The organism is Streptomyces sp. NPDC000878 (assembly GCF_053599695.1).
Window position 1 is genome coordinate 101,545 of sequence record NZ_JBSFMT010000026.1, and the last position, 22,577, is coordinate 124,121.

Here is a 22,577-nt window from a genome sequence, read left to right on the forward strand (position 1 = left end):
AGCCGTTCTGATCAACTGTCTTCGGCGCGCATGGTTGCTGCCATTCACTCTGATGGCCCACAACGGCCAACTGGGTGAAGCAGCGAAACCAATCCCCGCCCGTCCGGTTGAAGCGGGAGCAGGAACGTGTGTCTCTGCCAGGAAAGGAAAGCGAAATGCTGAAGAAGGCAATGGCCGCGGCGGCGGTAGCCGCATCTGTCGTCGGAGTCTCGGCGGCGACCGCCCCCCAGGCGCTTGCCACAGCGGACGACGGCGGCACCACGTCCGTCAGCGGGAACGGGGCGGTCTCGAAGTTCGGCAACTCCCTGACCAAGGGCGACATGAGCCCCCAGATGAGCCTCGCGCAGGGCAGCGTCAACAAGCTCTGTGTCGGTCTGCCCGTCAAGGGCAACGTGGGCTCCCTCGTGGGCGTTCTCGTCCCGGTCGCCGTCCAGGACATCCCGATCCTGTCGGCCCCGCAGAACCAGCAGTGCGCCGAGAACTCGACGCAGGCCAAGGGTGACGAGCCGCTGGCGCACGTCCTCAGCGACATCCCGGTCCTGTCAGGCAACGGCATCGCCAACAGCTGATCTGTCGCCGTCGGCTGACCGGCCGTCAACAGTCGTCCGGTCGCCCGCGGATGCAGCTCGGGCAGCCCCCGCACCAAGTGCGGGGGCTGCCCGCTTTTTTGTGCCTTCCAGGGTTCCGGATTTCTTCAGCCTTTCGTGTGGACCGTGTTTTCCGCTGCTTCAGGGCGTTCGAGTGAATTACCCACCGGATCACGTTCCGTAGTTTCTTCGGCTGTCTATCCCTCGTTTTACAACTGCCGGTCATGGTGCGAGCCGTTCATGCTGTGCTCGCTCGGTTTCGGCCGACATAGGGGCATGACCGCAGAGAAGGGAAACCTCATGAAGAAGAGCGTTGCTGTCATCGCAGGCGCGATCATGGCGCTCGGAATGGCCTCCCCGGCGTTCGCGGACGCCGAGGCCGAGGGCTTCGCCGCGCACTCCCCGGGCGTGCTCTCCGGCAACGTCGTCCAGGTTCCCGTCCACGTTCCCGTCAACGTGTGCGGCAACTCGATCAACGTCATCGCGCTGCTGAACCCGGCGTTCGGCAACACCTGCGTCAACGACTGAGGTCGTCGCACCAGCCGTTCGGCGGTGTCTGGGCCGGTCTTGGAGAGCCTCTCGGTGCCAAGGCCGGCTTTTTCTCACCTCTCCCATTAGGAAGATAATCAGAATGCGACCCACTCTGAGCAGGGGGATGGTCGTGGCGGCCGCCGCGACGAGCCTCTTGACCCTGTACGGCATTCCGGCCCTCGCCGACGTGGACACCTGCGGCAACTCCTGCGCCAACACCTCGCCCGCACCCGGAGCCCCGCACGACGACCCCGCCAAGGTCAACGGCTACGGCAACGGCGGCAACAACGGCTACGGCCACGAGGACGACAACGGCCACGGCGACTCGAACCCGCCTGGCGGCTACGGCGACACCCCACCGACGAAGCCCCCGACGGGCCCTCCGACGGGCCCTCCGACGAAGCCGCCGACGAAGCCGCCCACGAAGCCTCCGACGAAGCCGCCGACCAAGCCTCCGACGAAGCCTCCGACGAAGCCGCCCACGAAGCCGCCGACGAAGCCGCCGACGAAGCCTCCGACGAAGCCTCCGACGAAGCCGCCGACGAAGCCGCCGACGAAGCCGCCGACGAAGCCTCCGACGAAGCCTCCGACGAAGCCGCCGACGAAGCCTCCGACGAAGCCTCCGACGAAGCCGCCCACGAAGCCGCCCACGAAGCCTCCGACGAAGCCGCCGACCAAGCCCCCCACGAAGCCCCCCACGAAGCCGCCGACCAAGCCTCCGACGAAGCCCCCGACGAAGCCCCCCACACACCCGCCGACGACAACGACGCCCCCCATCACCACCCCGCCGACCACCCCGCCGGCGAAGCCGCCCCACCTGCCGCCGACCGGCAGTCGGGAGGAGTTGTTCGCGGCCTCGGCGGTCAGCGTCGCGATGATCGCGAGTGGATTCGTCCTGTACAGACGAGGCCGACGCGGCGGCCCCGGCGCCCACGAGTGAGGCACGGGTAAGCTCCCGCAACCCGAACGAGCCCCGCGCGCCCCGAAAGGGGAGCGCGGGGCTCGTTCAGGGGCGCGGGGAACTGCGCGACAAGCCCCCACCGGGCCCGCGGCAAAAAACCGCGCCCCCAGCGGAGCGTCCCGCAGAAAACGAACCAACCGCCTACCCAGCGGAGCGAGAGCGCACGTCCACGCGCCGCCCAGGCGCCGGCACCGTCACGCCACGACTCCCCACCCCCGCCCGCAACCGCCGCCGCACCCCCCGTACGAGCGTCTCCGCCGTGAACGTCGCCCCATGCACGAACCGCATCGCCGGCCCGAAGCCGGACGCCGTCACCAGTCCCGCCAGGAACAGACCGGGGTACGAGGACTCGAAGTGCCGCCCGACCACGGACGAACCGTCCGCCAACGCGCCCATGCCACCCGCGAGTTGGGCGTCCAGCAGACCCAGCCGATCGGTCGTCGCCCTGAACCCCGTTGCCGCGATGACGTGTTCGGTCTCCAGGGAGCGCCGCTCGCCGGACCGGGTGACCGTGTCCAGCCGTACGCCACCCGCCCCGCCCGCCAACTCCCGTGCCTCCGCGCCCTCCTGGCCCAGCAGCACCTCCACCCCCGGTTCGACGCGGGCGCGTACCCACCAGGCGCCCGCCGGGCCCAGGGCCGTGGTGGCGATACGGGCCCGGGTCGGTTCGGGGAGGCGGTGGTAGAGGCCGGGGCGTTCGGCGTAGAACCAGTTGCGCCAGCCGCAGCCCAGGCCGCTGTGCGGGGCGCGGGCCGAGCGCCACCAGGGGCGCTCCCGCGCGGGCGGTACGTCGTTCCAGTTCAGTTGCTCCGCCCGAGCCAACACCCGTACCCGCGTGCCCTGTTCGGCGAGCAGGGCCGCCGTCTCCAGGGCCGCCTGGCCGCCGCCGATCACCGTGACGTCCCGGCCACGGAAGCGGTCGAGTTCGCAGTGGTGGCTGCTGTGCGAGACGAGGTCGGGGGAGAGATCGCGAAGGGTGGCCGGGATCTCTACGAAGGGGAGGACACCGACCGCCAGGGCGACCGTCCGGGCGCGTACCGTCTCGCCGTCCTCCGTCACCGCCTCGAAGCCCCCGGCGACGGGCGCCACCCGCGTCACCGTCCGCTCGTCGACCTCGGGGACGGCGTTGCGGGCGAACCACTGGCCGTACGCGGCGAACATCTCCAGCGGGATCGGCTCCCCGTGCCGGGCCTCGACGCCCCGGGCGGCGCAGTACGTGTCCAGGCGCCAACGGCCGTCGGGGTCGGACAGGTTCGACGCCCACGGCTCCGACTTGAGGTACATGCCCCGGGGCATGTGGTCCCGCCACGAGGCCATGGGCCGGCCGAACACGCGCAGCCGGAGCCCGGCGCCCGCGGCGTGGGAGGCGATGGACAGGCCGTACGGGCCCGCGCCCACCACCAGCAGGTCGTACATCAGCAACTGCTCGCTTTCTCGTCGTCGGTCAGGGAGTCGGTCGGAGAAGTGACGGGGGAGGCGGCCGGAGAGGTGGCCGGGGAGCCGTCGGGCAGGAGCCCCGGCGGGCTCGCCGCCTGGCGGACCACGCGGGCCCGTGTGTCGTCCGGCTCCGCCCGCTCGGACAGCCGGCGCAGCCGGGACGGCAGCCGGCGGCCGACGTGCCGCGCCCACAGGGCCCACATCGCCCAGCCGGGCGCGAGGTCGTCCGGGGCGTGCCAGGCCAGTTCGCGGCCGGCCGGCGCCGGACGCAGCGCGCTGAGCGGCGCGTAGTTCTCGACCACGAACGCCCGCCCCGGCCGGGCCGCCCCCTCCGGCATCGGACGGTGGGTCAGATCGAGGTGCTGGGCGCGTACGACGTCCAGGCCGGCCGTGTCGGTGAAGAGCCGGAACTGGGCGCCGGGGCGCGGGTTGAAGTCGAGCAGGTGGTAGCCGCCGGTGGTGGCGCAGCGGCGGAAGTCGAGGTCGAAGATGCCCCGGTAGCCCAGTTCGCCGATCAGGCGTTCGGTGAGCGCCCGTACCGGCGTGTTCGGGGTCCAGTGGCCCACCGCGGTCAGTCCGGCGCCGCGTGGCCAGGCGTGCAGCTTGCGCCCTGGGCCGCCGCCGCGCACGGTCCCGGTGCGGTCGGCGTACCCGTGGCAGAACCAGTCGAGGTCGGGTCCGGGCGGCAGGAACTCCTGGAGCAGCAGCCGGCTGCCCGCCTCCTCCGTGCGCAGATACAGCTCCCGTGCCTGCCGCGTCGAGCGCACGACGACCGTGCTGCGCAGCCCGCTGCCCGCCGGGAGCAGCCAGGGCCGGCTCCACTTCGCCATCGTCGGCAGGCCGAGCCGCCAGGCCGCGGCGGCGGCCTCGGCCGCGCTGTCCGGGATCAGCGTCAGCGGGTGCGGGACGCCCACGGCCGCGCACACGGCGGCCAGTTCGGCCTTGTCGGCCACCCGTTCGGCCAGCGCGCCGGGCTGCTGCGGCAGCAGAAAGGCGGGCGACAGCTCGGCCCGGGCCCGGCCCACCGCGACGGCGCTCGCGTCGTCGAGCGGGATCAGTACGGCGGGCCGCGCGATCTGGGCGGCCACCCGCAGCAGCGCGCGGGCGATGTCGGCGGTGGCGGCGCCGGGTGGCGGCGGGGGATGCAGCCGGCGTACGAAACGGGATCTGCGTACGGGACTTCCGCTCACGTCGGCGATCAGGTGGACGTCGACTCCCGCCCGGCCGAGGGAGCGTACGGCGCCCAGCGTTCCGTGGTGAAAGGGATTCCGGTCGGTCCGCACCAGGACGGCGGGGACACGGGTGTCGAGGAGCGACACGGACATGTGTTTTCGGGTTTCCTTCGGGTCGGTTCACTCGAAAGTCTTAGGCGCGGTGGCGGAATTCGCATTTGTATGACTGAGTGTCAGTAGGTGAAAAGCAGGAGAAGGAGCAGAAGAAGGAGCAGGAATGGCCGCACACAAGCGACGGGCCCGATCCGGACGGCTGGCGTTCATAGCGGCGGCGGTCGCCGTGTCGGCTGTTCTGGCGACGGGTCCGGGTTACGCCGTGGGCGCGGGGGTGGCCGATCCTCCCGTCCCCGTACCACCCACCGGGACGGTGGCACCGGTCGCTCCCGTGGCCCCCGAACCCCCGGTGCCGCCAGAGCCGCCCGAGCCGCCCAGCCCCGAGCCCCCCGAACCTCCCGAGCCGCCGAAGCTGCCCGCCTTCGGCGCGTACGTCGACTACGACGGCGCCCGGGGCACGGCCAGGATCGCCGAGCTGAGCCGCTGGCTGGGCGACGCCGATCTCACCGTCGGGCACACCTACCTGCCGGGTGACCTGTGGAGCAACATCGAGGGACTGCCCGGGTTCCTCGATGTGTGGGCGGACTGGCGGCGGGCCGAGGAGGACCGGCTGTTCGTCCTCAACGTGCCCATGCAGGAGCGCAACGAGGCGGGCGTCTCCGACCGCGAGGTCCGGGGGCTGCTGCGGCGCGGCGCGGCCGGTCTCTACGATCACCACTTCCGCGCCCTGGCCGAGCGGCTGGTCGCGCTGAAGATCCCGGACACCGTGATCGTGCTCGGCTGGGAGATGAACGGCATTACCTACACCTCTCGCTGCGGGCCGGACCCGGAGGCCTGGAAGAAGTACTGGAACAGGATCGTCACCACCATGCGGGCGGTGCCGGGCCAGAAGTTCCGGTTCGATTTCAATCCGACCCGGGGCCGTGACGCCATTCCCTGGACGCAGTGTTATCCGGGGGACGACACGGTCGACATCATCGGCATGGACTCGTACGACCAGCCGCGCGGGATCTCATTCGACGAGCAGATCAGCGAGCCGTACGGACTTCAGGCGCACGTTGATTTCGCCAAGGCGCACGGAAAGCCCATTTCCTATCCGGAATGGGGGCTGTTCCGCAACGGCGACAACCCGGAGTACATGCGGCGCATGCTCGCGTGGATGGACGAGCACAAGCCGCTGTACAACACGCTGACCGACTACTGTCCGCACGGCGTGTGGCAGTGCGGCAGCAATCCGAAGGCGTCCGAGGTGTACCGCCAGATCCTGACGGGCCGTAAGGATCCGGAGCCGACTGTGCCGACCGTCCCGACACCCGACCCGACCCCGGAGCCGCCGAAGCCGACGGACCCGGTCACGCCGCCCGTGCCGCAGCCGCCGGCCAACTGTTCGCCGCTGGAGCTGGGCGACTGGGTGGAGTACTGGCTCGGCGGGAAGCTGTGCCTGAAGTTCGACTGGTGGTCGCGCAACCGGTGACCGCCCGGTGGCGGCGGGTCGTTCACGATCCGCCGCCACCGTTCCCGTTCTCCCCTCCACCGCCGCTTCCCTCGCGGTCCCGCAGCCGGCGCAGGAGTTCCTTGCCCCGGCTGCGGGCGGCGACATCGCACACGACCGCCGACATCAGCGGTGCCGTCAGCCGCCGGGCCAGCAACAGCCGTTGGTTGACGACGGGTTCGGGGCGCCAGTGGTGCTTGTACGGTTCGTCGCCGCGCAGCAGGCTCAGCGTGTCGTGCCCGCCCGCCCCGGTGTGCTGGGCGCAGGCGTCCAGCAGCATCACGGCGACGTCCGCCTTCCGCTTCCGCAGGCCCGGATGGGCGCCGTACAGATAGCCGCCCGCGAGGCGTCCCGACAGCAGGGTCAGGTCGACGGCGACCACGGCGTCGTCGAGGCGGAACTCGGTGACCACGGCGTCCCCGGAGCGGACCATCGGCCCGACCGACCGGGCGAGGTGCTCGCGGAACCGGGGCTGGAGGTGTTCCGACGTCACCTTCCGTCCCTGCCACTGGAGTTGGTGCAGTTCGAGCAGGCGGACCAGGGCCGCGTCGACGTCGTCGGGCTGGACGACGTGCCGCTCGACGCCGAGCGCGGTCAGCTTGCGCAGCTTGGCGCGGACCCGCTGGGCCTTCGAGGAGGGGAGCCGGGAGACCAGGCCGTCCATCGAGACGGCGGGGAGTTCCAGGCACACGGAGTCCCTGACCTGGCGGCGGGGGCCACGCCAGCGCTCGTACACCCGTTCCGCAGCGCCGCCCGGACGGACCTCGCGGAGGTCGATCAGGGCGGTGCGGGCGGCGTCGGAGAGGCCCTCGGCGAGGGCGGCGGCGGCCTCGTCGGCCGTGTCGTCGTCGAGGAGGACGTCACCGTAGTCGGAGATCGCACCGCCGAGCGGCACCAGGGCGGGCAGCGGGCGGTGTACGCGCATCAGCGGGGCGGCGGCGAGGAGTTCGCCCTCCGGATCGCGGACCACGACGATCCGGAGCCGGCCCGGGACGCCGTACGACAGCCACCACGAGTGCAGCCAGGCATGGCTCTGGAACGGGGTCGCCGCGCCGCACCGCTTGTACAACCGGCCCCAGGCGGGGGCGAGTTCGGCGAAGGCGGCCTCGTCGCTGACGACGTCGGCGCGCAGGGCGCCCCTGGTCGTGACCGTCACAGCTGTCCGTGCGCGTCGGCGGCGACGGCCGGGCCCGGTACGGAGGCCGCGGGCGCCGGTTCCTCCGTGCCGCGCCGGGGCCGCACCAGCAGCACAAGCCCGCCGAGCAGCCCGCCCGCGCTCGCGCCGACCAGCCCGGTCACCGCCGCCGAGGCGGAGGACGGCTCGGCCGGCTTGACCGCGCGCGAGAACTGGAGCAGCTCCACGTGGGTGGAGTCCTTGGTGTCGTTGGCGTGCCGGGTGAGGGAGCGGGCCACAGCGTTGGCCATGTCGGCGGCGAGGTCGCGGCGTGAGGAGGTGGCGGACACGGCGACCATGGGCGCGTCCGGCGAGGTCGCCGTCTGCACGCTCTTCCGCAGCGTCGACACCGGTACGCCCGCCCACACCTGGGCGTCCCCGAGCACCGCGAGCTGGGTGGCGACCCGCCCGTAGGCCTGCGCGAAGCCGAGCGCGGACGCGGGGTCGGACTTCTCGGTCGGTACGGCGACGACGTAGCTGGTGGCCGTGTAGGTGGGGGGCTTGAGGGTGCCGTACGCGCCGCCGAGGAGGCCGCCGAGCACGGCGCCGGCCGCGAGGAGGGTCCATGGGCGGAGGCCGCGGGTGCGGGGTGTGAGGTGGGGGACTCTGCTGGGGTTCTCGGTCATGAGGAGGGAACTCCCTGGGGTGACGGGGACGGGGTCATGGAGGGGGCGGTGGCCGCGTACACGTCCATGAGCTGGGCGGCGCTGCGGGTGATGTCGTAGTGGTGGGCGGCAGCGGGGGGCGTGCGGTCCTGCGGGCCCAGCGCGCGGGCCTCAGTGAGGGCGCGCGCGAAGGAGTCCGCGCCGCCGGGTACGCGCCGGGCGCCCTCGGCGGACTCCGGGGGCAGGTCCTCGATCGCCGGGCAGGAGACGTACCGGACGGGCAGCCCGGCGGCCAGCGCCTCCACGACCGCGAGCCCGAAGGCCTCCTCCGGGCAGGGGGAGGCGAGCAGGTCCATCGCGGAGGTGAGGGAGGGCAGGTCGGGGCCGGGGGTGCCGTCCGGCACGTACGGGCGTTCGCCGGTGAACAGCACCCGGTCGGCCACGCCCGCCTCGCGCGCGGTGCGTCGGAGGGTGTGCTCCTCGGGGCCGCCGCCGACGAGCAACAGCCAGTAGTCGTCGGGGAGTTGGGCCAGGGCGTCGATGAGGTCGCCGAAGCGCTTGCCCGGTGCGAGCCGTCCGATGCCGCCGACGACGTACGCGCCCTCGGGCAGCCCGAGACGCTCGCGGGTGCGGTGCCGGGCGACCGGGTCGAAGCGGAAGCGGGCCAGGTCGATGCCGTTGGGGACGACCTCGATCCGGGGCGCGGGCACGCCCCAGCGGCGCAGCCGGTCGGCGACCGTGGGAGAGACGGCGACGGTGGCGCGGCCGAGGCGTTCGCTCGCTAGATACAGCGCGCGGACCCCGGCGGTCAGCGGCCGTCCCTCCATCTGCGAGTCGCCGAGGGAGTGTTCGGTGGCGACGACCGCCCGTACGCCCGCGAGCCGCGCGGCGATCCTGCCGTACACGCAGGCTCGGTAGAGGTGGGTGTGCACGAGGTCGTAGCCGCCCGAGCGGATGACGTCGACCAGGCGGGGCAGGGCGGCGAGATCCCGGTTGCCGGCCATGCCGAGGTGGACGACCCGGACGCCGTCGGCGACCAGACCGTCGGCGACCGAGCCCGGGTTGGTGAGCGTCACGACATCGCAGTCGACCGGCAAGTGCCTTAGCAGCAGCCGCAGTTGCTGCTCCGCACCGCCGACGCCGAGCCCGGTGATGACATGCAGGGCCTTCACCGCGCTCACACCCCCTCGACCGGCCGGCGCCGCAGCCGGTGCAGCCGGTACTTGAGATGCAGGCGTACGGCGGTGTCGTTCTCGCCGATGTGCACGCGGGGCAGACCATGGATGCTGCTGCCGCCGTTGAGCTGCCCGGGGTCGATGGCGACGCCGTATCCGTAACCGGCCGCCTGTACGGCGTCGACGGCCCGCTGGTCGACGGTCCCGTACGGATAGCAGAACCCCGCCACCGGAGCACCGCTCAACTCCGAGAGCACCGCTCTGCTTTCGGCGACCTCGGCGCGCAGCAGCTCGTCGTCCGCCTTCGTCAGGTCGACGTGCGTCAGCCCGTGCGACCCGATCTCGATCCCGGCCTCGGCGACGGCCCGGATGCCGTCCGCCGTGAGCAGCGGCTTGCGCGGGCCCAGCGGATCCCAGTCGTTCTCCCCGCCGAGCCGTCCCGGCAGCACGAAGAGGGTCGCGCCGCAGTCCCAACGCTCAAGCACCGGAAGGGCGTTGGTGAGGAAGTCGGCGTACCCGTCGTCGAAGGTGAGCCCGACAAGCCCGCGCCCCTCGCCCCGGGCACGGGCGGCGAGCAGCTCGGCCACGCCCACGCCCCGCAGCCCGCGCCGGTGCAGCCAGCGCAGCTGGGCGTCGAGGCGGTCGGGCGTGACCGTGATGCGGTACGGGTCGTCCGAGCAGTCGCCCACCGAGTGGTACATCGCCACCCAGGGGACGGAATCCTGGCGGGCGCCTCTTCGGCGGCGGTCAGCGGACGCGGTCGCGGCGGTGGCGGCGGTGGCGGGCGTGGGTGCGGGTGCGCTTGCGGGCATGCGGAAGCCTTCGGGTCAGGGAGCGTACGGAACGGAGGGCGAGGACGAAGCTCTGCACGGCCTGGGCCCGCATGAGCAGGCCCAGCAGGAAGAAGACGACGGTCACGGTCGCCGTACCGGCGGCGAGCCCCGCCACCGGCCCGCCGATCCGGCTGGTCACGAACGCCCCCGCGGCCGTCGCGCACACCGCAGCGCGCACCGGCTTGCTCAGCTCGGCCAGCACCCGCCGGGTCCGGATCGGCACACTGCGGGGTCCCATGCCGTACAGCAGCAGGACGGCCGACAGCGTGATCCCGGCCGCGTTGGCGGCGGCGATCCCGGACACCCCCCATGGGCCGACGGCCCACACGCCGATCCAGGTGGTCGCGACGATGCCCGCGGTCATCGAGGCCAGCGGGTACCAGGTGGGCCGGTTGGAGGAGAAGTACGAGCGGACGAGCGCGCCCACCAGCGTGTGCCCGAGCAGCCCGACCGCGTACACACGCATCACGGTCGCCGTCGCCTCGGTGTCCCGGGCGGTGAACGCGCCCCGCTGGAAGAGGAGTTCGATGATCTGCGGCGCACAGGCGACGACCGCCGCCGCGCCGAGCAGCACCACCCAGGCGGCGAGCGCGAGATCCCGTTCCACCCGGTCGCGGGCCCGCTCGGTGTCGCCCTCCGCGATGGCCTGCGCGACCACCGGGAAGGTGACCGTGCACAGCATCAGCGACAGCGTCATCGGGATCTGCGCGACCTTCTGCGCGTAGTTCAGATGCGAGATGGCCCCGGCGGGCAGCGTGGACGCGAGAAAGCGCTCGATGAGCACCTGCGACTGCCGGGTCAGCGCGAACAGCAGCACGGGCGCGACGAGCGCGAACGCCATCGGCGCCCCGGACGCCTCCTCCGCCACGATCTCTTCCGGTACGACCTCTTCGGCCCCGGCCGACCGGCGCCGCCTCAACTGCCGCAGCACGGAAGGTAGTTGGGTGACGACCATCAGGGCGCCGCCCACCGCCACCCCGACCGCCGCCGAGCGCACCCCCCACCGCCCGCCCAGCACGAACATCGCCGTGATGATGCCGATGTTGTAGGCCACGTAGATCGCCGCCGGTGCCAGGAACCGCCGGTGCGCGCGCAGGGCCGCGCTGCAGTACCCGGCGAGCCCGAAGCTGAACACGCAGGTGGCAGTGAGGCGGGTGCAGTCCACGGCGAGCGACGGGTCGGGCAGGCCCGGGGCGAGCGCCTCGACCAGGTAGGGAGCGGTGGCGATGAGCAGCGCGCCGGCCCCCGCGCATGCCAGCGCCAGCCGGGGGAGCGTCGTGGCGACCAGCGCCCGCACCGGATCGCCGGGGGCACCCTGGGCCCGCCGGGCCAGCGCCATGCTGAACGCCGGGATCAGGACGAAGGCCAGCCCGTCCTCGATGAGCAGCGTCGCCGCGAACTCCGGCACGGTCCACGCGACGAGGAAGGCGTCCGTGTCACTGCCGGCCCCGAACAGCCGGGCCAGCGACTGGTCCCGGACCAGCCCGAGCAGCGCGCCCGCGACCGAGAGGACGGCCGTGATGAGCGTGGCCTTGGCGAGGAACTTGCGGGAGACGGGAGCGAGTTCGGCAGCTCCGCCGCCGCCACCGCCGTCGTCCCCTTCCTCCCCGCTTCCCTTCGTGGCCGGCGAAGCGGCGGCGCGGGCCGCGGGCAGCGGCACCCTGGTGTCTCCCTCGGGCCGAGGAGGCGTCACGTTCGTCACGCCGAGGCCTTGGCCTCGGTCGCGGAGGTCACGGAATCGCCGCCGACGAGGGCCCACCAGGCGACGAGCCCGAAGGCGAGCGCGGTCAGCACGGTCGCGGGCCCGCCGATGTCGGCGTACAGGAAGTCGATCAACTGCCAGATCAGCAGCCCGCAGGCGACGAGGGCGCAGTCCAGTCCGGACGTACGGCTTCTGCGCACCCGTACGAGCCCGCGCAAGCCGCAGACCAGCAGGGCCAGCCAGCTGCCCCCGAGGGCGAGGAGCCCGATGAGTCCCTGCTCGCTCAGCACCAGCAGATACATGTTGTGCGGGGACAGCAGTGGCTGTTTGCGGTACGCGGCGCCCGCGCCCTCCGTGTCGCTGCCCGAGGACAGGGCCAACGAGGCGTGTCCGTCGCGGTGTTCGGGGAAGCCCTTCAACCCGACGCCGGTGAGCGGGTGTTCGCTCCACATGTCGGTCGCCGCCGCCCACATCGTGTACCGGTCGGTGACCGACTGGTCGGGGGCGTCGGCGACTTGGGTGATGCTGCTGATCCGCTCCTGGAGCATCGCCGTGCCGACTCCGAGGCCGCCGACCAGGATCACCGCGGAGGCGGTCACCACCGCGCCCACCTTCAGCGCGCGCCGCATCCCGGCCAGGACCAGTTGCAGTGCGCAGGCCGCGGCCGTGGCGATCCAGGCGCCCCGGCTGAAGGAGACGGCGAGCGGGGCGAGCAGCGCCAGGGCACAGCCGGCGGCGACGGCCCGCTGCCGGGCGGCGGCCGACCCGAGGGCCAGTCCCACCGCGCACATCAGCCCGAACGAAACCACGGTCGCCATGCCCATCACGTCGGCGGGCCCGAAGGTGCCCACCGCCCGGATCTCCTCGCCCTGGTAGGAGGCGCCGGTCCCGGTCGCGTACTGGTGCACCCCGACCGCTCCCTGGAACAGGGCGAAGGCGACGAACGCCCAGGCCAGCACCCGGAAGTCACGCCGGTCCCGGACCAGCAGCACCACGGACGCCGGGACCAGCACGAAGATCTGGAGGTAGCGCCCCAGGCCCCCGATCCCGGCCTCCGGCGAGGACGCCCCGACGGCCGCGACCGCGAGCCCGACCACGGGCATCCCGAGCACCACGGCGGCCGTACGGGACAGGGGGCGCCGCCGCTCCCGTACGAGCCGGATCGCGCAGTAGAGGACCACGAGCCCGGAGACGGCGTCGGCCGGGGTCGCCCCGCCGTCGGCGCCCTGCGCGGCCGGCAGCGCGAGCAGGGCGATCACCAGCATGACCGGCAGCAGCGGGGCGAAAGAGGCGAGCGGCACTCGGTACGGGAACGGCAGCGCGGGGCTGTGGCTCACTGCGCTCAACTTCCTGTCGGTCGGACGAGCGCGGCGGCGGTGCGCAGCAGGATGCAGATGTCCTGCCACAGCGACCAGTTGTCGATGTAGGCGTTGTCGAACCGGCAGCGGTCCTCGATCGAGGTGTCACCGCGCAGACCGTGGATCTGGGCGAGCCCGGTGATCCCGGTCTGCATCCGGTGGCGGGCCGCGTAGCCGGGGTAGGTCTGGCTGAACTTCCCGACGAAGTACGGGCGTTCGGGCCGCGGCCCGACCAGGCTCATGTCGCCCCACAGGACGTTCCACAGCTGGAGCAGCTCGTCCAGCGAGGTCCGGCGCAGGAAACGGCAGAACCAGTTCATGCGCCGCTCGTCGGCGACGCTCCAGCGGGTCGCCGCCTCCATCTCGTCGACCGGGCGGTGGGTGCGGAACTTGAGGAGGGTGAAGGGGCGCCCGTCCATGCCGATGCGCTCCTGCCTGAACACCACCCCCCGCCCGCCGGTCAGCCGCAGCACGACCGCGCACAGCAGCAGCATCGGCGAGACCAGCAGGAGGAGGGTCCCCGAGACCACCACGTCGAGCGTCCGCTTGCCGATGCTGCCCGGCCGGTCCGGCACCATCGCGAGCCGTCGGCAGGAGAACCCGGCCAGCCGTTCGGCGCTCTCGTACGAGGGCGACTCGGCGTCGATCTCCCACACCGTGCAGCCCGACTCGGCCAACGCCCGCAGCAGCGGCCCCTGTTCGGCCCGCACGGAGGGGTGGACGGCGAGCACGGCCCGGACGCCGTTCTGGATCAGCGCCCGCTCGACCTCCTCGCCGGTGGTCAGCACGGGCAGGCCCGCGCCGCCGTCCGGGTGGTCGGTGACGAGTCCCACCGGCCGTACTCCGCACGCCGGGTGGCGCAGGAAGGCGGCGGCCACGCGCCGGGCGGTGCCGGCCGGGCCGATGACGAGGGCCGTGTGCGGGCGGCGCAGCAGCGCCCGGCGGCGCCGCCAGTGGACGGTCGCGCGGCCCGCGGCACTCGCCGTCACCTGAACCGCACAGCCCAGGAAGAGGGTCCGCGCGGACAGCGCGTCGGCGGGCGCGTACGCCCCGACCACGGCGGCCAGCGCCAGCCAGCCCATCGCGATCCGGCCGCAGACGGCGGGCAGTTCGTCGAGGAACGCGGGCAGCGACTCGGGCCGGTAGAGCGAGGCGCGCGTGTTCAGCACGACCACACCGAGCAGCAGCGCGCCGACGAGAAGGGGGTGGCGCTGGGGCTCGGTCAGCGCCAGGACGCCGAGCAGGGCGGCGCTGCTGTCGACGGCGAGCAGCGGCAGCGGGGAGGCCGGCCGGGGCGCGGGGCGCCGGCCGGCCGGGAATCTGAAGCCGCCGGCCGACCCGCGGGGCGGGATGACCGAGACGGCGGACGCAGATACGGCGGACACGGTCGAGAATCCGTGCTCCCGCGGCCCTCCGCCGGGGGAGGGGACGGTACTTTCCGCAGTCACGAGTGGATGGACTCCCTGTACTTGGCGCGCACGGGCGGCACGGCGTGCGCGGTGATCAGCTCGCGGTACACGCCCGCGACGGCCTCGGCGGTGTGCCGTACGTCGTGTGCGGACAGGACGTGCCGACGCCCCAGTTGCCCCAGCGACTCACGCAGCGGCGGGTCGAGCAGCAGTTCGGTGACGGCCCCGGCCAGCGCGGCGGGGTTCTCGGCCGGGACCAGGCAGCGCGGTGCGAGAGCGGCGGGCAGACTCTCGCGCCCGCCGTCCACATCGGTGACGACCACCGGCCGCCCGCAGGACATCGCCTCCAACGGCGCCAGCGCCATGCCCTCCCAGCGCGAGGGCAGGACGACCAGATCGGCGGCCCGGTACCAGGGGACGGCATCGGCGACGGCCCCCGCGAACAGCACGGAGTCCGGGGCGAGCGCCCGCAGCCGCTCCGCGTCCGGCCCGTCCCCGACGAGCACGAGCCGCGCCCCCGGCACCCGTTCCGCGACCTCGCCCCACGCCCGGAGCAGCACGTCCTGCCCCTTCTGCCGGCACAGCCGTCCCACGCACACGACCAGGGGAGCGGCCGGGTCGGCCTCCGCTAGCAGGGGAATCCGGGCCCGTACGGGGTCCGCGTCCGCCGGGTGGAAGCGCTCGGTGTCGATCCCGTTCGGGATCACCCGCCACTGCCCGGCGATACCGGCGCGCACCCCGGTCGTCCGCTCGGCGTCGCTCACGCACACCACGCGGGAGGCCCAACGCGCCCCCCACCGCTCCCACTTGAGCGCCAGAGCGGCGGTGGGCCCGCCGACCGCCTCGAACGACCAGGCGTGCGGCTGGAACACCGTCGCCACCCGCCCCCGTACCGCCAGCCGGGCGGCGAGCCCGGCCTTCGCGCTGTGCGCGTGCACGACATCCGGCCGCACCGCCCCGATCAGCCGCCCGAGCCGCCGCACCTCCCCGGCCAGCGAGGGCCCCGGCGCGCGCGTCGCGTGCCAGGGGCGTACGCCGGCGCCGAGCGCCCGCAGCCGCGCCGGGAGTTCACCGCCGTCCGGGCAGGCGACCGTGACGTCCAGACCGGCGGCGAGCTGGGCCCGCACCAGATCCGTCACGACCCGGGCCACCCCGCCGTCCACCGGCTGGGTGATGTGCAGGACCCGTGGCCGGGGGTCGGGTGCTGACAGTTGCATGCGCGGTTTCCTCGCTCACGGGTGGCGGTGCCGGACGCACCTCGGCTACTGCCGGGCGTCGACGGCCACGAAAAGTGCGCCGGCCCACGCCGCGTCCCGCTGGGAAACGAGCCGGAAGGCCAGCTGGTCACCGCCGCGCCGCAGCGCCGTACCCAGTTCGAACACGTCGGAGTCGTAGCCGAGGGTGTTCGCGTACGCCGGAACGCGCTCCGAGGCGGCTCCGCCGATCGTGGAATTCAGCACGTCGTCGCGGGGGTTGGCCGCGTCCCCGAGCACGGTCGTGCGCCCCGCGACGGACACCGTCAGGGAGTCGCCGGGGCTGCCGCGGTCCCCGTTGTAGGCGACCAGGCCCGCCCGTCCGTTCGTGCCCGCCGGGAACCTCAGTTCGGCCAACCGGACCAACGGAACGTCACCCTTACGGGATTCCAGCGTGTCGAACCCGTCCCACACGGCGAGGTGCCGCAGCGGCTCCGCCGCCTTCTCGTACGCCACGACCAGCGTCCAGCCGCCCCACGCCCCGGCCGCCGATCTCCCCATCGCCACATTGATCTGCGCGACCGTGTACAGCCCCGAACCGCTCTCCCGGACCAGCTTCGTGACATCGGCGGAGGCCTGGAACGCGTCGGCGCCGCGCGCCACCCGGTGCCCGACGACCGAGTCCGCGAGCAACTCCTTGTACGCGCCGCCGGGCTCGGCGATCAGCACCCGCCCGTTGTCCTTCGGCAGCTTCTGCTCACCGACCTTGAGGTTGCCGCCCCAGTACAGCCGCGCGTACGAGACCCGCCCGCCCTGCGGCACCCGGACCTCCGCGCGGCTGGAGTTGTACGTGTTCGGATCGCTGTCGACATCGACGTAGAACATGTCGAAGTCACCGTTGACGGCCGCCTTCGTGCCGCCGGTTCCGTTCGCGAGCTGCCCGCCCCTGCGGACGCCCGCACAGGTCCCGAGGGTGGCGCGGCAGCTGATGGACGCGTTGGCCGCGCGGACGATCCCGCCGTGCTGGAGGGCGCGGTAGCGCGGGGCGAACGCGAGGCGTGCGGCCTCCTTGCCGGGCTTCTCGACGACGGGGGGCGCGGCCGTCGCCGTACCTCCCGGAGTGCAGATCGCGGCGAGGGCAAAGACGCCCACCATCGCACGGCGCAGCAGAAGACCCGGGGAAATACGCATGACCGGCGTTGCCCTTTCGAGGAAAAGGTCGTGGACCGACGGACAGAAAATGTGGACATCACTTATGTGCCGCATCCGCCCCCGGTCTGTTTCACGCGACGGATTCCGGGTGGCGGTCGACCTTTTGGGTGGCTTTGGGGCGGCTGGCGGAAGGTGAGTCACTCTAGTCGCTATGCGTATTTATTGGTGATTCATGGCGACTGTGTCGGAATCGTGTGCCCGGGCGATCCGAGAGATCACTCCATTGGCGGCACAACCCGGGCGCGCGCCACGCGTTGACACAGCGCCGGGCATCCCCGCCCGGATGTTTGTGACAACTCCCAAGGAGCACTTCTCCATGTCGCGTATCGCGAAGGGCCTCGCCCTTTCCTCCGTTGCCGTCGCCGCCGTGGCGGGTACCGCCGGTGTCGCCGCCGCCGACAGCGACGCGCACGGCGCCGCTGCCCACTCCCCGGGCGTCCTGTCGGGCAACGTCCTTCAGGTCCCGGTCCACGTTCCGGTCAACGTCTGCGGCAACACCGTCAACGTCATCGGTCTGCTGAACCCGGCGTTCGGCAACACCTGCGTCAACGACTGACGTAAGTCGTTAACGCCCGACGCGAGTCGGCGCGGACCCTTTGCCGGCCGCTCTCCCCTCAGGGGAGGGCGGCCGGTTCGCGTTCCGGGTGTTCGCTCGAAGCGTTTGCTCCGAATGGCGGCGGGGACGGCCGGACCGGTTGCAGGTGGCAACGGTGGATCTGACGGTTGACCTGAGGCGGACTCATCCGTCCGCACACATCACCGCACCACAGCACACCGAAAGGAACCTCCATGCGCGCTCTGCCCGCACGGCGTATCGCGTCCACCGCTCTCTGCGCCACCCTCATGCTCGGAATAGGCGCACCGGCCGCCCTGGCGGACGACGGCGACGCGGCCCGTGAGCGCGGCCACGCGGCTTCCCAGGCTCCCGTCCCCAACGCCGACGCGCTCCTTGCGCAGGTCAAGGCGCTGGGCGACCTGGGCGGCGTACTCAAACCCGTCACCGATCTGCTGAACGCCGTGCTCAAGGCGGACAACGGCCAGCTGCCGCTGGACGAGGCGACGAAGCTGGTCGACGCCGTGAAGGCGGCCATCGCCGCGGCCACACCGGCGCCGGTACCGGCCACCCCGCCGGTGGACCTGCCGGCGACCCCGGAGGTCCCGGCGACCCCGGCCCTGCCGACCACTCCGGCTCTGCCGACGACCCCGGCCCTCCCCACGACCCCGGCGCTCCCCACAACTCCCGCCCTGCCGACGGCGCCCGCGTTGCCGGTCTACTCCACGCTTCCGGCGCCCCTCACGGACGGGAAGGCGGTCAAGGGTCCGCTCGACATCACGGGCGACGCGCTCGCCGCGCTGCAGAAAGCGGTCGACACGCTGCTCACGGCGGTCACGTCCGGCGATGTCGCGAACGTCGTACCGGCCGTCACCGGTGTGGTGACGAGCCTCGTCGGTCTCGTCGCCGCCACGCTGCTCGGCAGCGGACTGCCGGCGCCGGACCTGGCCGGCCTGCCGCCGCTGCCCAAGCTGCCGGCGGAGGTGCCGCCGCTGCCGGTCCCGGTACCGCCCCTGCGGCTGCCGGCCAGCTAGGGACCCGGTCCCTTCCCAGCCGTCGCGTCGGCCTCGTCGGTCGACGCGGCGGCTGTTCTTTTGCCCGGGCACCAATTCCTTTTGTGCGTCAATCCAATTTCTGCACACAGGGTTTCCGCCGTGACCGGGGCTCGTTAGGCACGGCGACAGAATTCCCTCTGGTGACATGAGTTGCCGAAGAAAGGAACACGATGAAGTCCCTGAAGGCTGCCGCTGTTGTTGCCGGGTCCCTGGTCATCGCCGGAGCCGCCGCCCCCGCGTTCGCCTACGACACCGCCGACCTCACGCCCACCAGCCTCAACGGCGCTGTGAACACGCTCACCAAGGGCCCCATCGACGTGGATCAGGTGCAGCCCCTCCAGCACCAGTCGAACGCGCTCGACACCGAGAACAAGGAGTCGGTGCTCAGCACGGTGAAGGGCGCGACGACCGCCCTCAACTCGAACGGCGGGCTGCTCGGCGGCCTCCCCCTCCAGGGCTGACACGAGTATCCGCATGGGTGTCGAAAGGACCGATTCCGGCGCGCGGAATCGGTCCTTCGCGCTGTTCGAGCCCCGTCCCTCTTTCGTGTGGATACCGACGGGAAATCCCCCGGTCGAGTGAGAACGCGGCAGGACGCGCCAATTCCCGTCGATAGGGTTCCGCGGTGACCTCAACCTCAAGCGAAACGCGCCCTTTCCGCATCGCCGACCTGGGCACGCTCGTCGTCATGGCCTGGAGCGGTGACGCCCCTGACGGCGACATGCCCTACCTCCTCGCCTACTCCCTCGGGGACGGCGAGGGCGGCCCGGAGGCCTCGGCCGCCGCCGTCGAGCAGCTCCTCGCCAACACCGGTCTGCCGGTCGGCGGCGACATCGTCGACGGCTCCACCCGGCCGAGCCTGCCGGTCAGCCTGCTCGTCGAGTCCGGTGCGGCCGTCGTCAACATGCCGCAGCTCAACGCCCAGTGCACCCCGCCCCCGGAGTGGCTCACCGCGGTCGGTGAACGGGGCTTCGCCTACCTGGTGTTCACCACCCGCCCCTGGCCCGAGGCCCAGCCCGGCAAGGCCGTCGAGCCGGAGGCCCTGGCCGCCTTCGCGGGCGCCGAGGAGACCCTCACCGCCGCGGCCCACGTCATCCTCCCGGCCCGCAGCCTGCGCGGCTGACGCCAGGCGACAGACGACCGAACGGCGAGCGGCGAAGGTGGGTGCCGCTCTCCGGGCTGATCTGACGACTAATGCACCACTCGGGGGAATCTTGAGCTGATGCGGTTCTCAGGATCGTTACGCGGTACGGACGAACTCCCCCGATTCCTGTAAAGGACCGTACTTGCCATGAAGTCGACCACTCGAACCCTTGCCGCCGCCGTCCTCACCGGCGTGGCGGCGGCGGTGGGCGCCGCGGCCCCCGCCGTCGCGGCCGACACGGTCCCCGTACCCGTACCGCTGGACGGCGTCGAGAAGTCCCTCAACGTGAACCTGCCCAAGGTCGGCGGCGAACTGCCGCTGCTGATGCCGGGCGTGCCCGAGGGACCGCGCTACGTCGAGGGCCAGATGATCCCGTCCAGCGCGCTGCCGCAGGTGCCGCTCGGTGCCGCGCTGCCCGGCCTGTCGGCCGAGACGCCGCTGCCGCAGGTGGTCGGCAAGGGCTTCGACGAGGCCTCCGTCAAGGTCCCCGCGGCCGACCTGCGGACCCTGACCCCCGGCCTGTCCGTGGAGACCCCGCTGACCGCGCCCAACCCCGAGGTGTTCGGCCTCCCGATGCTCAGGGAACCGCAGGCCGCCGTGCTCACCCCGCTGCTGCAGACGGCCCCGACGGGCGCCCTGGGGCTCGGCTCGCTGTAGTCCATGGCCTGACGAACCGGACGCGCTGGGCCACTGGGCGGTCGCATCACCGAACGAACGGAACCAGGAGAGAGGCGAGAGTCTTGTTCGTCAGCAGAGTGCCGCAGGGCCCGGCGGATCCCCCCGCCCGTTCCGGAACGCGGCGGGACGCGCTGCGCGCCCTGTGCGTGTCGGCCCTCGCCCTGGCCGTGGTCCCGGTCGTCGCCGCCGCGTGGCCCCGACGGGAGCCCGGCGGCGACGGCATGTCGTCCTTCGACGAGACCTACCGGGGCCGTCGCCTCCGTGGCGCCAAGGCCGGCGGGGAGCACCTCGACCACATGGCGCAGGCCATGCGCGCGCCCGGCGGCGGGCGGTGGCACGTCACCGTGGACGGGCGGCCCCTGCATCTGATGCGGCGCGCGGACGGGACGTATCTGAGCATGGTCGACCACTACCGCTCGTACCCCACGCCCCTGGAGGCGGCCCGCGCCGCCGTCGACGAGCTGGGGCCCGGGCGGCAGTTGACGGTCGAGGGCGGGGGAGGGGGCGGTCGTGGCGTACACGCGTAAGGACGTCAGCACGCTGACGCGGAGCGAGCGGCGGCGGTTCGTCGGGGCGCTGATGGAGATCAAACGGCGGGGCGAGTACGACGAGTTCGTGCGCACGCACATCGAGTACTACGTCTCCGACGGCGAGGACGGGCTGCGTACGGCCCACATGGCGCCCTCCTTCCTGCCCTGGCACCGGCGGTTCCTGCTGGACCTGGAGGAGGCGTTGCAGCGGGTGGACCCGTCGGTGACGCTGCCGTACTGGGACTGGACCCGGGACCGTACGGCGGCCGGCACGCCCTGGAGCGAGGATCTGCTCGGCGGGACCGGGCGGGCCTCCGACCAGCGGGTGATGAGCGGGCCGTTCGCCTACGACCACGGCGACTGGGCCATCAAGGAGAGCGTCACCGACGGCGAGTTCCTCACCCGGGACCTCGGCCGCGCCCGCGAGCCGCTCACGCTGCCGACCAAGCAGGACCTGGACCGGGCCCTCGACGATCCGGTCTACGACGTGTCGCCGTGGAACTCGACGTCCGCGAAGGGGTTCCGCAACAGGCTGGAGGGGTGGGGGAGCGGGCGCGGCCCGGGTTCCTGGCGCAACCACAACCGCGTCCACCGGTGGGTCGGCGGGCACATGGTCGGTGGCGCGTCCGTCAACGACCCGGTGTTCTGGCTGCACCACGCCTTCGTCGACCTGTGCTGGTCGCGCTGGCAGCGCCGGCACGGGTCCGGTGCCCGCTATCTGCCCGACCGGGCGCCGGGGTTCGGCGACGCGCAGCGCGGCCGGGTCGTCGCCCGGCACGAGTCGCTGCCGCCGTGGGACGTGACACCGGATCAGCTGGAGGACCACAGCCGGATCTACCGGTACGCCTGACAGGCGGGCGGTGGACGCGGGAGAGCCCCGACGGTGGGACCGTCGGGGCTCTTCCGGTGCTTGCGTACGACGGGTCAGCTGCCGTAGCCGCCGGGGCCGGGGTTGCCCTTGTGGTCGTCCTCGCTGACGTTGACGCAGGTGTTGCCGAAGGCCGGGTTCAGCAGACCGATCACGCTGACCGAGTTCCCGCACACGTTGACGGGCACGTGGACCGGGACCTGCAGGACGTTGCCGGACAGGACGCCGGGCGAGCCGACGGCCTCGGCCTGGGCACCCGCGTCAGCCGTGGCCATACCGGCCCCGCCGAGCACCACGGCACCGGTGCCGAGAGCGGCGACGGTTGCCTTCGCGATGCGAGACATCACGTTCTCCTTTGGTTCGATGAGCACGGGCACTCGACTCGCGCCCGCACTTCCCCTACAACGCGCCCGCTCACGCCTGGTAACGGCGTTCAGCCGCTCGTCACCCTTTTCGAAGAGCACGGGTTAACCTCAGGCATGGCATCCGACCTGGCCGACCAGAACAAGCGGCAGCAGACCCAGAACGTGTTGCGGACCTTCGTAGGGGCGGACGGCCGTCTCGCGCGGCTCCCCGAGCACTTCGAGACCGGGGTGGAGTATCCGGAGCGGCTCGTCGACGAGCGCCTTCGGGTGTGGTGCGAGGTGGACGCCGAGGCCGCCTGAGCGCTCCAACTCCGTTGGCCCGCTTCCCGGATGACGGGGGAGCGGGCCTTTTCGCGCCCGAAGGTATCGGGTGCATAACTGTCGTGGACCCGTTCGCGAATGCTGTGTGAAGGTCTCCAAGTGAGCGTA

At 72.5% G+C, this 22,577-nt stretch carries 24 protein-coding genes; 11 read left to right on the plus strand and 13 right to left on the minus strand.

Going from position 1 to position 22,577, the window contains the following annotated elements; translation table 11 throughout:
* Window positions 1-155: 155 nt before the first annotated feature.
* The gene (locus ACWDR4_RS23595; RefSeq protein ID WP_450411287.1) at window positions 156-569 is read left to right on the plus strand and encodes a rodlin; all 414 of its coding nucleotides are present in this window, start codon (window positions 156-158) and stop codon (window positions 567-569) included.
* A 294-nt stretch (window positions 570-863) separates the two neighbouring features.
* Complete coding sequence (locus ACWDR4_RS23600) at window positions 864-1,115, plus strand: chaplin (RefSeq protein ID WP_450411289.1); 252 nt, start codon at window positions 864-866, stop codon at window positions 1,113-1,115.
* A 345-nt stretch (window positions 1,116-1,460) separates the two neighbouring features.
* Here the strand turns inward: ACWDR4_RS23600 and ACWDR4_RS23605 are convergent, their stop codons facing one another.
* The 3 genes from ACWDR4_RS23605 to ACWDR4_RS23615 form a co-directional block, all read right to left on the minus strand.
* The gene (locus ACWDR4_RS23605) at window positions 1,461-2,063 is read right to left on the minus strand and encodes a hypothetical protein (RefSeq protein WP_450411291.1); all 603 of its coding nucleotides are present in this window, start codon (window positions 2,061-2,063) and stop codon (window positions 1,461-1,463) included.
* A gap of 157 nt (window positions 2,064-2,220) precedes the next feature.
* Window positions 2,221-3,495 (minus strand): NAD(P)-binding domain-containing protein, encoded by a 1,275-nt coding sequence (locus tag ACWDR4_RS23610; RefSeq protein WP_450411293.1) that lies wholly within the window; start codon window positions 3,493-3,495, stop codon window positions 2,221-2,223.
* The gene (locus ACWDR4_RS23615; RefSeq protein WP_450411295.1) at window positions 3,495-4,841 is read right to left on the minus strand and encodes a carboxylate--amine ligase; all 1,347 of its coding nucleotides are present in this window, start codon (window positions 4,839-4,841) and stop codon (window positions 3,495-3,497) included. The genes ACWDR4_RS23610 and ACWDR4_RS23615 overlap by 1 nt, the downstream gene beginning before the upstream one ends.
* Before the next feature lie 124 nt (window positions 4,842-4,965).
* Here ACWDR4_RS23615 and ACWDR4_RS23620 point away from each other — a divergent pair, with 124 nt between their 5' ends.
* A complete protein-coding gene (locus ACWDR4_RS23620) occupies window positions 4,966-6,276 on the plus strand; it encodes a glycoside hydrolase family 26 protein (RefSeq protein WP_450411297.1) in 1,311 nt (436 codons plus the stop codon).
* A gap of 22 nt (window positions 6,277-6,298) precedes the next feature.
* Here ACWDR4_RS23620 and ACWDR4_RS23625 read toward each other — a convergent pair whose 3' ends face one another.
* The 9 genes from ACWDR4_RS23625 to ACWDR4_RS23665 all read right to left on the minus strand — a co-directional run bounded on the left by ACWDR4_RS23625 (window position 6,299) and on the right by ACWDR4_RS23665 (window position 16,934).
* The gene (locus ACWDR4_RS23625) at window positions 6,299-7,450 is read right to left on the minus strand and encodes a GNAT family N-acetyltransferase (RefSeq protein WP_450411299.1); all 1,152 of its coding nucleotides are present in this window, start codon (window positions 7,448-7,450) and stop codon (window positions 6,299-6,301) included.
* Window positions 7,447-8,094, minus strand: coding sequence for a lipopolysaccharide biosynthesis protein (locus ACWDR4_RS23630; RefSeq protein WP_450411301.1), 648 nt, complete (start codon window positions 8,092-8,094; stop codon window positions 7,447-7,449). The genes ACWDR4_RS23625 and ACWDR4_RS23630 overlap by 4 nt, the downstream gene beginning before the upstream one ends.
* Complete coding sequence (locus ACWDR4_RS23635; protein ID WP_450411352.1) at window positions 8,091-9,245, minus strand: glycosyltransferase; 1,155 nt, start codon at window positions 9,243-9,245, stop codon at window positions 8,091-8,093. The genes ACWDR4_RS23630 and ACWDR4_RS23635 overlap by 4 nt, the downstream gene beginning before the upstream one ends.
* Before the next feature lie 5 nt (window positions 9,246-9,250).
* On the minus strand, window positions 9,251-9,949 hold the full coding sequence (locus ACWDR4_RS23640; RefSeq protein WP_450411354.1) for a polysaccharide deacetylase family protein: 699 nt from the start codon (window positions 9,947-9,949) through the stop codon (window positions 9,251-9,253).
* A 46-nt stretch (window positions 9,950-9,995) separates the two neighbouring features.
* Window positions 9,996-11,741 (minus strand): murein biosynthesis integral membrane protein MurJ, encoded by a 1,746-nt coding sequence (gene murJ / locus ACWDR4_RS23645; protein ID WP_450411303.1) that lies wholly within the window; start codon window positions 11,739-11,741, stop codon window positions 9,996-9,998.
* A 38-nt stretch (window positions 11,742-11,779) separates the two neighbouring features.
* Window positions 11,780-13,048 carry an O-antigen ligase family protein gene (locus ACWDR4_RS23650; protein WP_450411356.1) on the minus strand — a complete coding sequence of 423 codons (1,269 nt, stop codon included), beginning with the start codon at window positions 13,046-13,048 and terminating at the stop codon, window positions 11,780-11,782.
* A 77-nt stretch (window positions 13,049-13,125) separates the two neighbouring features.
* The gene (locus ACWDR4_RS23655) at window positions 13,126-14,589 is read right to left on the minus strand and encodes a sugar transferase (protein WP_450411305.1); all 1,464 of its coding nucleotides are present in this window, start codon (window positions 14,587-14,589) and stop codon (window positions 13,126-13,128) included.
* Window positions 14,586-15,767, minus strand: a complete 1,182-nt coding sequence (locus ACWDR4_RS23660; RefSeq protein ID WP_450411307.1) for a glycosyltransferase — start codon at window positions 15,765-15,767, stop codon at window positions 14,586-14,588. The genes ACWDR4_RS23655 and ACWDR4_RS23660 overlap by 4 nt, the downstream gene beginning before the upstream one ends.
* A 45-nt stretch (window positions 15,768-15,812) precedes the next feature.
* Window positions 15,813-16,934 carry a DUF3344 domain-containing protein gene (locus tag ACWDR4_RS23665; protein ID WP_450411309.1) on the minus strand — a complete coding sequence of 374 codons (1,122 nt, stop codon included), beginning with the start codon at window positions 16,932-16,934 and terminating at the stop codon, window positions 15,813-15,815.
* Between the two features lie 337 nt (window positions 16,935-17,271).
* Between ACWDR4_RS23665 and chpG the strand changes: the two genes are divergently transcribed.
* The 7 genes from chpG (at window position 17,272) to ACWDR4_RS23700 (ending at window position 21,765) form a co-directional block, all read left to right on the plus strand.
* Entirely contained in the window at window positions 17,272-17,511 is a 240-nt protein-coding gene (gene chpG, locus ACWDR4_RS23670) for a chaplin ChpG (protein WP_369036103.1), read from the plus strand.
* A 233-nt stretch (window positions 17,512-17,744) separates the two neighbouring features.
* Window positions 17,745-18,542, plus strand: coding sequence for a hypothetical protein (locus ACWDR4_RS23675; RefSeq protein WP_450411311.1), 798 nt, complete (start codon window positions 17,745-17,747; stop codon window positions 18,540-18,542).
* Between the two features lie 191 nt (window positions 18,543-18,733).
* Window positions 18,734-19,024: a hypothetical protein gene (locus ACWDR4_RS23680; protein WP_450411312.1), complete on the plus strand. Its 291-nt coding sequence runs from the start codon at window positions 18,734-18,736 to the stop codon at window positions 19,022-19,024.
* 164 nt (window positions 19,025-19,188) lie between these two features.
* Window positions 19,189-19,686, plus strand: coding sequence for a DUF5949 family protein (locus ACWDR4_RS23685; protein WP_450411314.1), 498 nt, complete (start codon window positions 19,189-19,191; stop codon window positions 19,684-19,686).
* A 168-nt stretch (window positions 19,687-19,854) separates the two neighbouring features.
* Entirely contained in the window at window positions 19,855-20,364 is a 510-nt protein-coding gene (locus ACWDR4_RS23690; RefSeq protein WP_450411316.1) for a hypothetical protein, read from the plus strand.
* Between the two features lie 83 nt (window positions 20,365-20,447).
* Window positions 20,448-20,912, plus strand: coding sequence for a tyrosinase family oxidase copper chaperone (locus ACWDR4_RS23695; RefSeq protein ID WP_450411317.1), 465 nt, complete (start codon window positions 20,448-20,450; stop codon window positions 20,910-20,912).
* Window positions 20,896-21,765 (plus strand): tyrosinase family protein, encoded by an 870-nt coding sequence (locus ACWDR4_RS23700; RefSeq protein ID WP_450411319.1) that lies wholly within the window; start codon window positions 20,896-20,898, stop codon window positions 21,763-21,765. The genes ACWDR4_RS23695 and ACWDR4_RS23700 overlap by 17 nt, the downstream gene beginning before the upstream one ends.
* A 74-nt stretch (window positions 21,766-21,839) precedes the next feature.
* On the opposite strand, the gene ACWDR4_RS23705 is transcribed toward ACWDR4_RS23700, so the two are convergent.
* Window positions 21,840-22,127: a chaplin gene (locus ACWDR4_RS23705; RefSeq protein ID WP_450411321.1), complete on the minus strand. Its 288-nt coding sequence runs from the start codon at window positions 22,125-22,127 to the stop codon at window positions 21,840-21,842.
* A 135-nt stretch (window positions 22,128-22,262) separates the two neighbouring features.
* On the opposite strand from ACWDR4_RS23705, the gene ACWDR4_RS23710 reads away from it, so the two are divergent.
* The gene (locus ACWDR4_RS23710) at window positions 22,263-22,448 is read left to right on the plus strand and encodes a hypothetical protein (protein ID WP_450411323.1); all 186 of its coding nucleotides are present in this window, start codon (window positions 22,263-22,265) and stop codon (window positions 22,446-22,448) included.
* Window positions 22,449-22,577: the final 129 nt, after the last annotated feature.

What these genes read in the sequence shown, in the direction of transcription:
- ACWDR4_RS23595 (WP_450411287.1), top strand. Translation starts at nt 156, where the DNA reads ATGCTGAAGAAGGCAATGGCCGCGGCGGCGGTAGCCGCATCTGTCGTC.
- ACWDR4_RS23600 (WP_450411289.1), top strand. Translation starts at nt 864, where the DNA reads ATGACCGCAGAGAAGGGAAACCTCATGAAGAAGAGCGTTGCTGTCATC.
- ACWDR4_RS23610 (WP_450411293.1), bottom strand. Translation starts at nt 3,495, where the DNA reads ATGTACGACCTGCTGGTGGTGGGCGCGGGCCCGTACGGCCTGTCCATC.
- ACWDR4_RS23615 (WP_450411295.1), bottom strand. Translation starts at nt 4,841, where the DNA reads ATGTCCGTGTCGCTCCTCGACACCCGTGTCCCCGCCGTCCTGGTGCGG.
- ACWDR4_RS23620 (WP_450411297.1), top strand. Translation starts at nt 4,966, where the DNA reads ATGGCCGCACACAAGCGACGGGCCCGATCCGGACGGCTGGCGTTCATA.
- ACWDR4_RS23630 (WP_450411301.1), bottom strand. Translation starts at nt 8,094, where the DNA reads ATGACCGAGAACCCCAGCAGAGTCCCCCACCTCACACCCCGCACCCGC.
- ACWDR4_RS23640 (WP_450411354.1), bottom strand. Translation starts at nt 9,949, where the DNA reads ATGTACCACTCGGTGGGCGACTGCTCGGACGACCCGTACCGCATCACG.
- ACWDR4_RS23650 (WP_450411356.1), bottom strand. Translation starts at nt 13,048, where the DNA reads ATGCTGGTGATCGCCCTGCTCGCGCTGCCGGCCGCGCAGGGCGCCGAC.
- ACWDR4_RS23660 (WP_450411307.1), bottom strand. Translation starts at nt 15,767, where the DNA reads ATGCAACTGTCAGCACCCGACCCCCGGCCACGGGTCCTGCACATCACC.
- ACWDR4_RS23665 (WP_450411309.1), bottom strand. Translation starts at nt 16,934, where the DNA reads ATGCGTATTTCCCCGGGTCTTCTGCTGCGCCGTGCGATGGTGGGCGTC.
- chpG (WP_369036103.1), top strand. Translation starts at nt 17,272, where the DNA reads ATGTCGCGTATCGCGAAGGGCCTCGCCCTTTCCTCCGTTGCCGTCGCC.
- ACWDR4_RS23675 (WP_450411311.1), top strand. Translation starts at nt 17,745, where the DNA reads ATGCGCGCTCTGCCCGCACGGCGTATCGCGTCCACCGCTCTCTGCGCC.
- ACWDR4_RS23680 (WP_450411312.1), top strand. Translation starts at nt 18,734, where the DNA reads ATGAAGTCCCTGAAGGCTGCCGCTGTTGTTGCCGGGTCCCTGGTCATC.
- ACWDR4_RS23690 (WP_450411316.1), top strand. Translation starts at nt 19,855, where the DNA reads ATGAAGTCGACCACTCGAACCCTTGCCGCCGCCGTCCTCACCGGCGTG.
- ACWDR4_RS23705 (WP_450411321.1), bottom strand. Translation starts at nt 22,127, where the DNA reads ATGTCTCGCATCGCGAAGGCAACCGTCGCCGCTCTCGGCACCGGTGCC.
- ACWDR4_RS23710 (WP_450411323.1), top strand. Translation starts at nt 22,263, where the DNA reads ATGGCATCCGACCTGGCCGACCAGAACAAGCGGCAGCAGACCCAGAAC.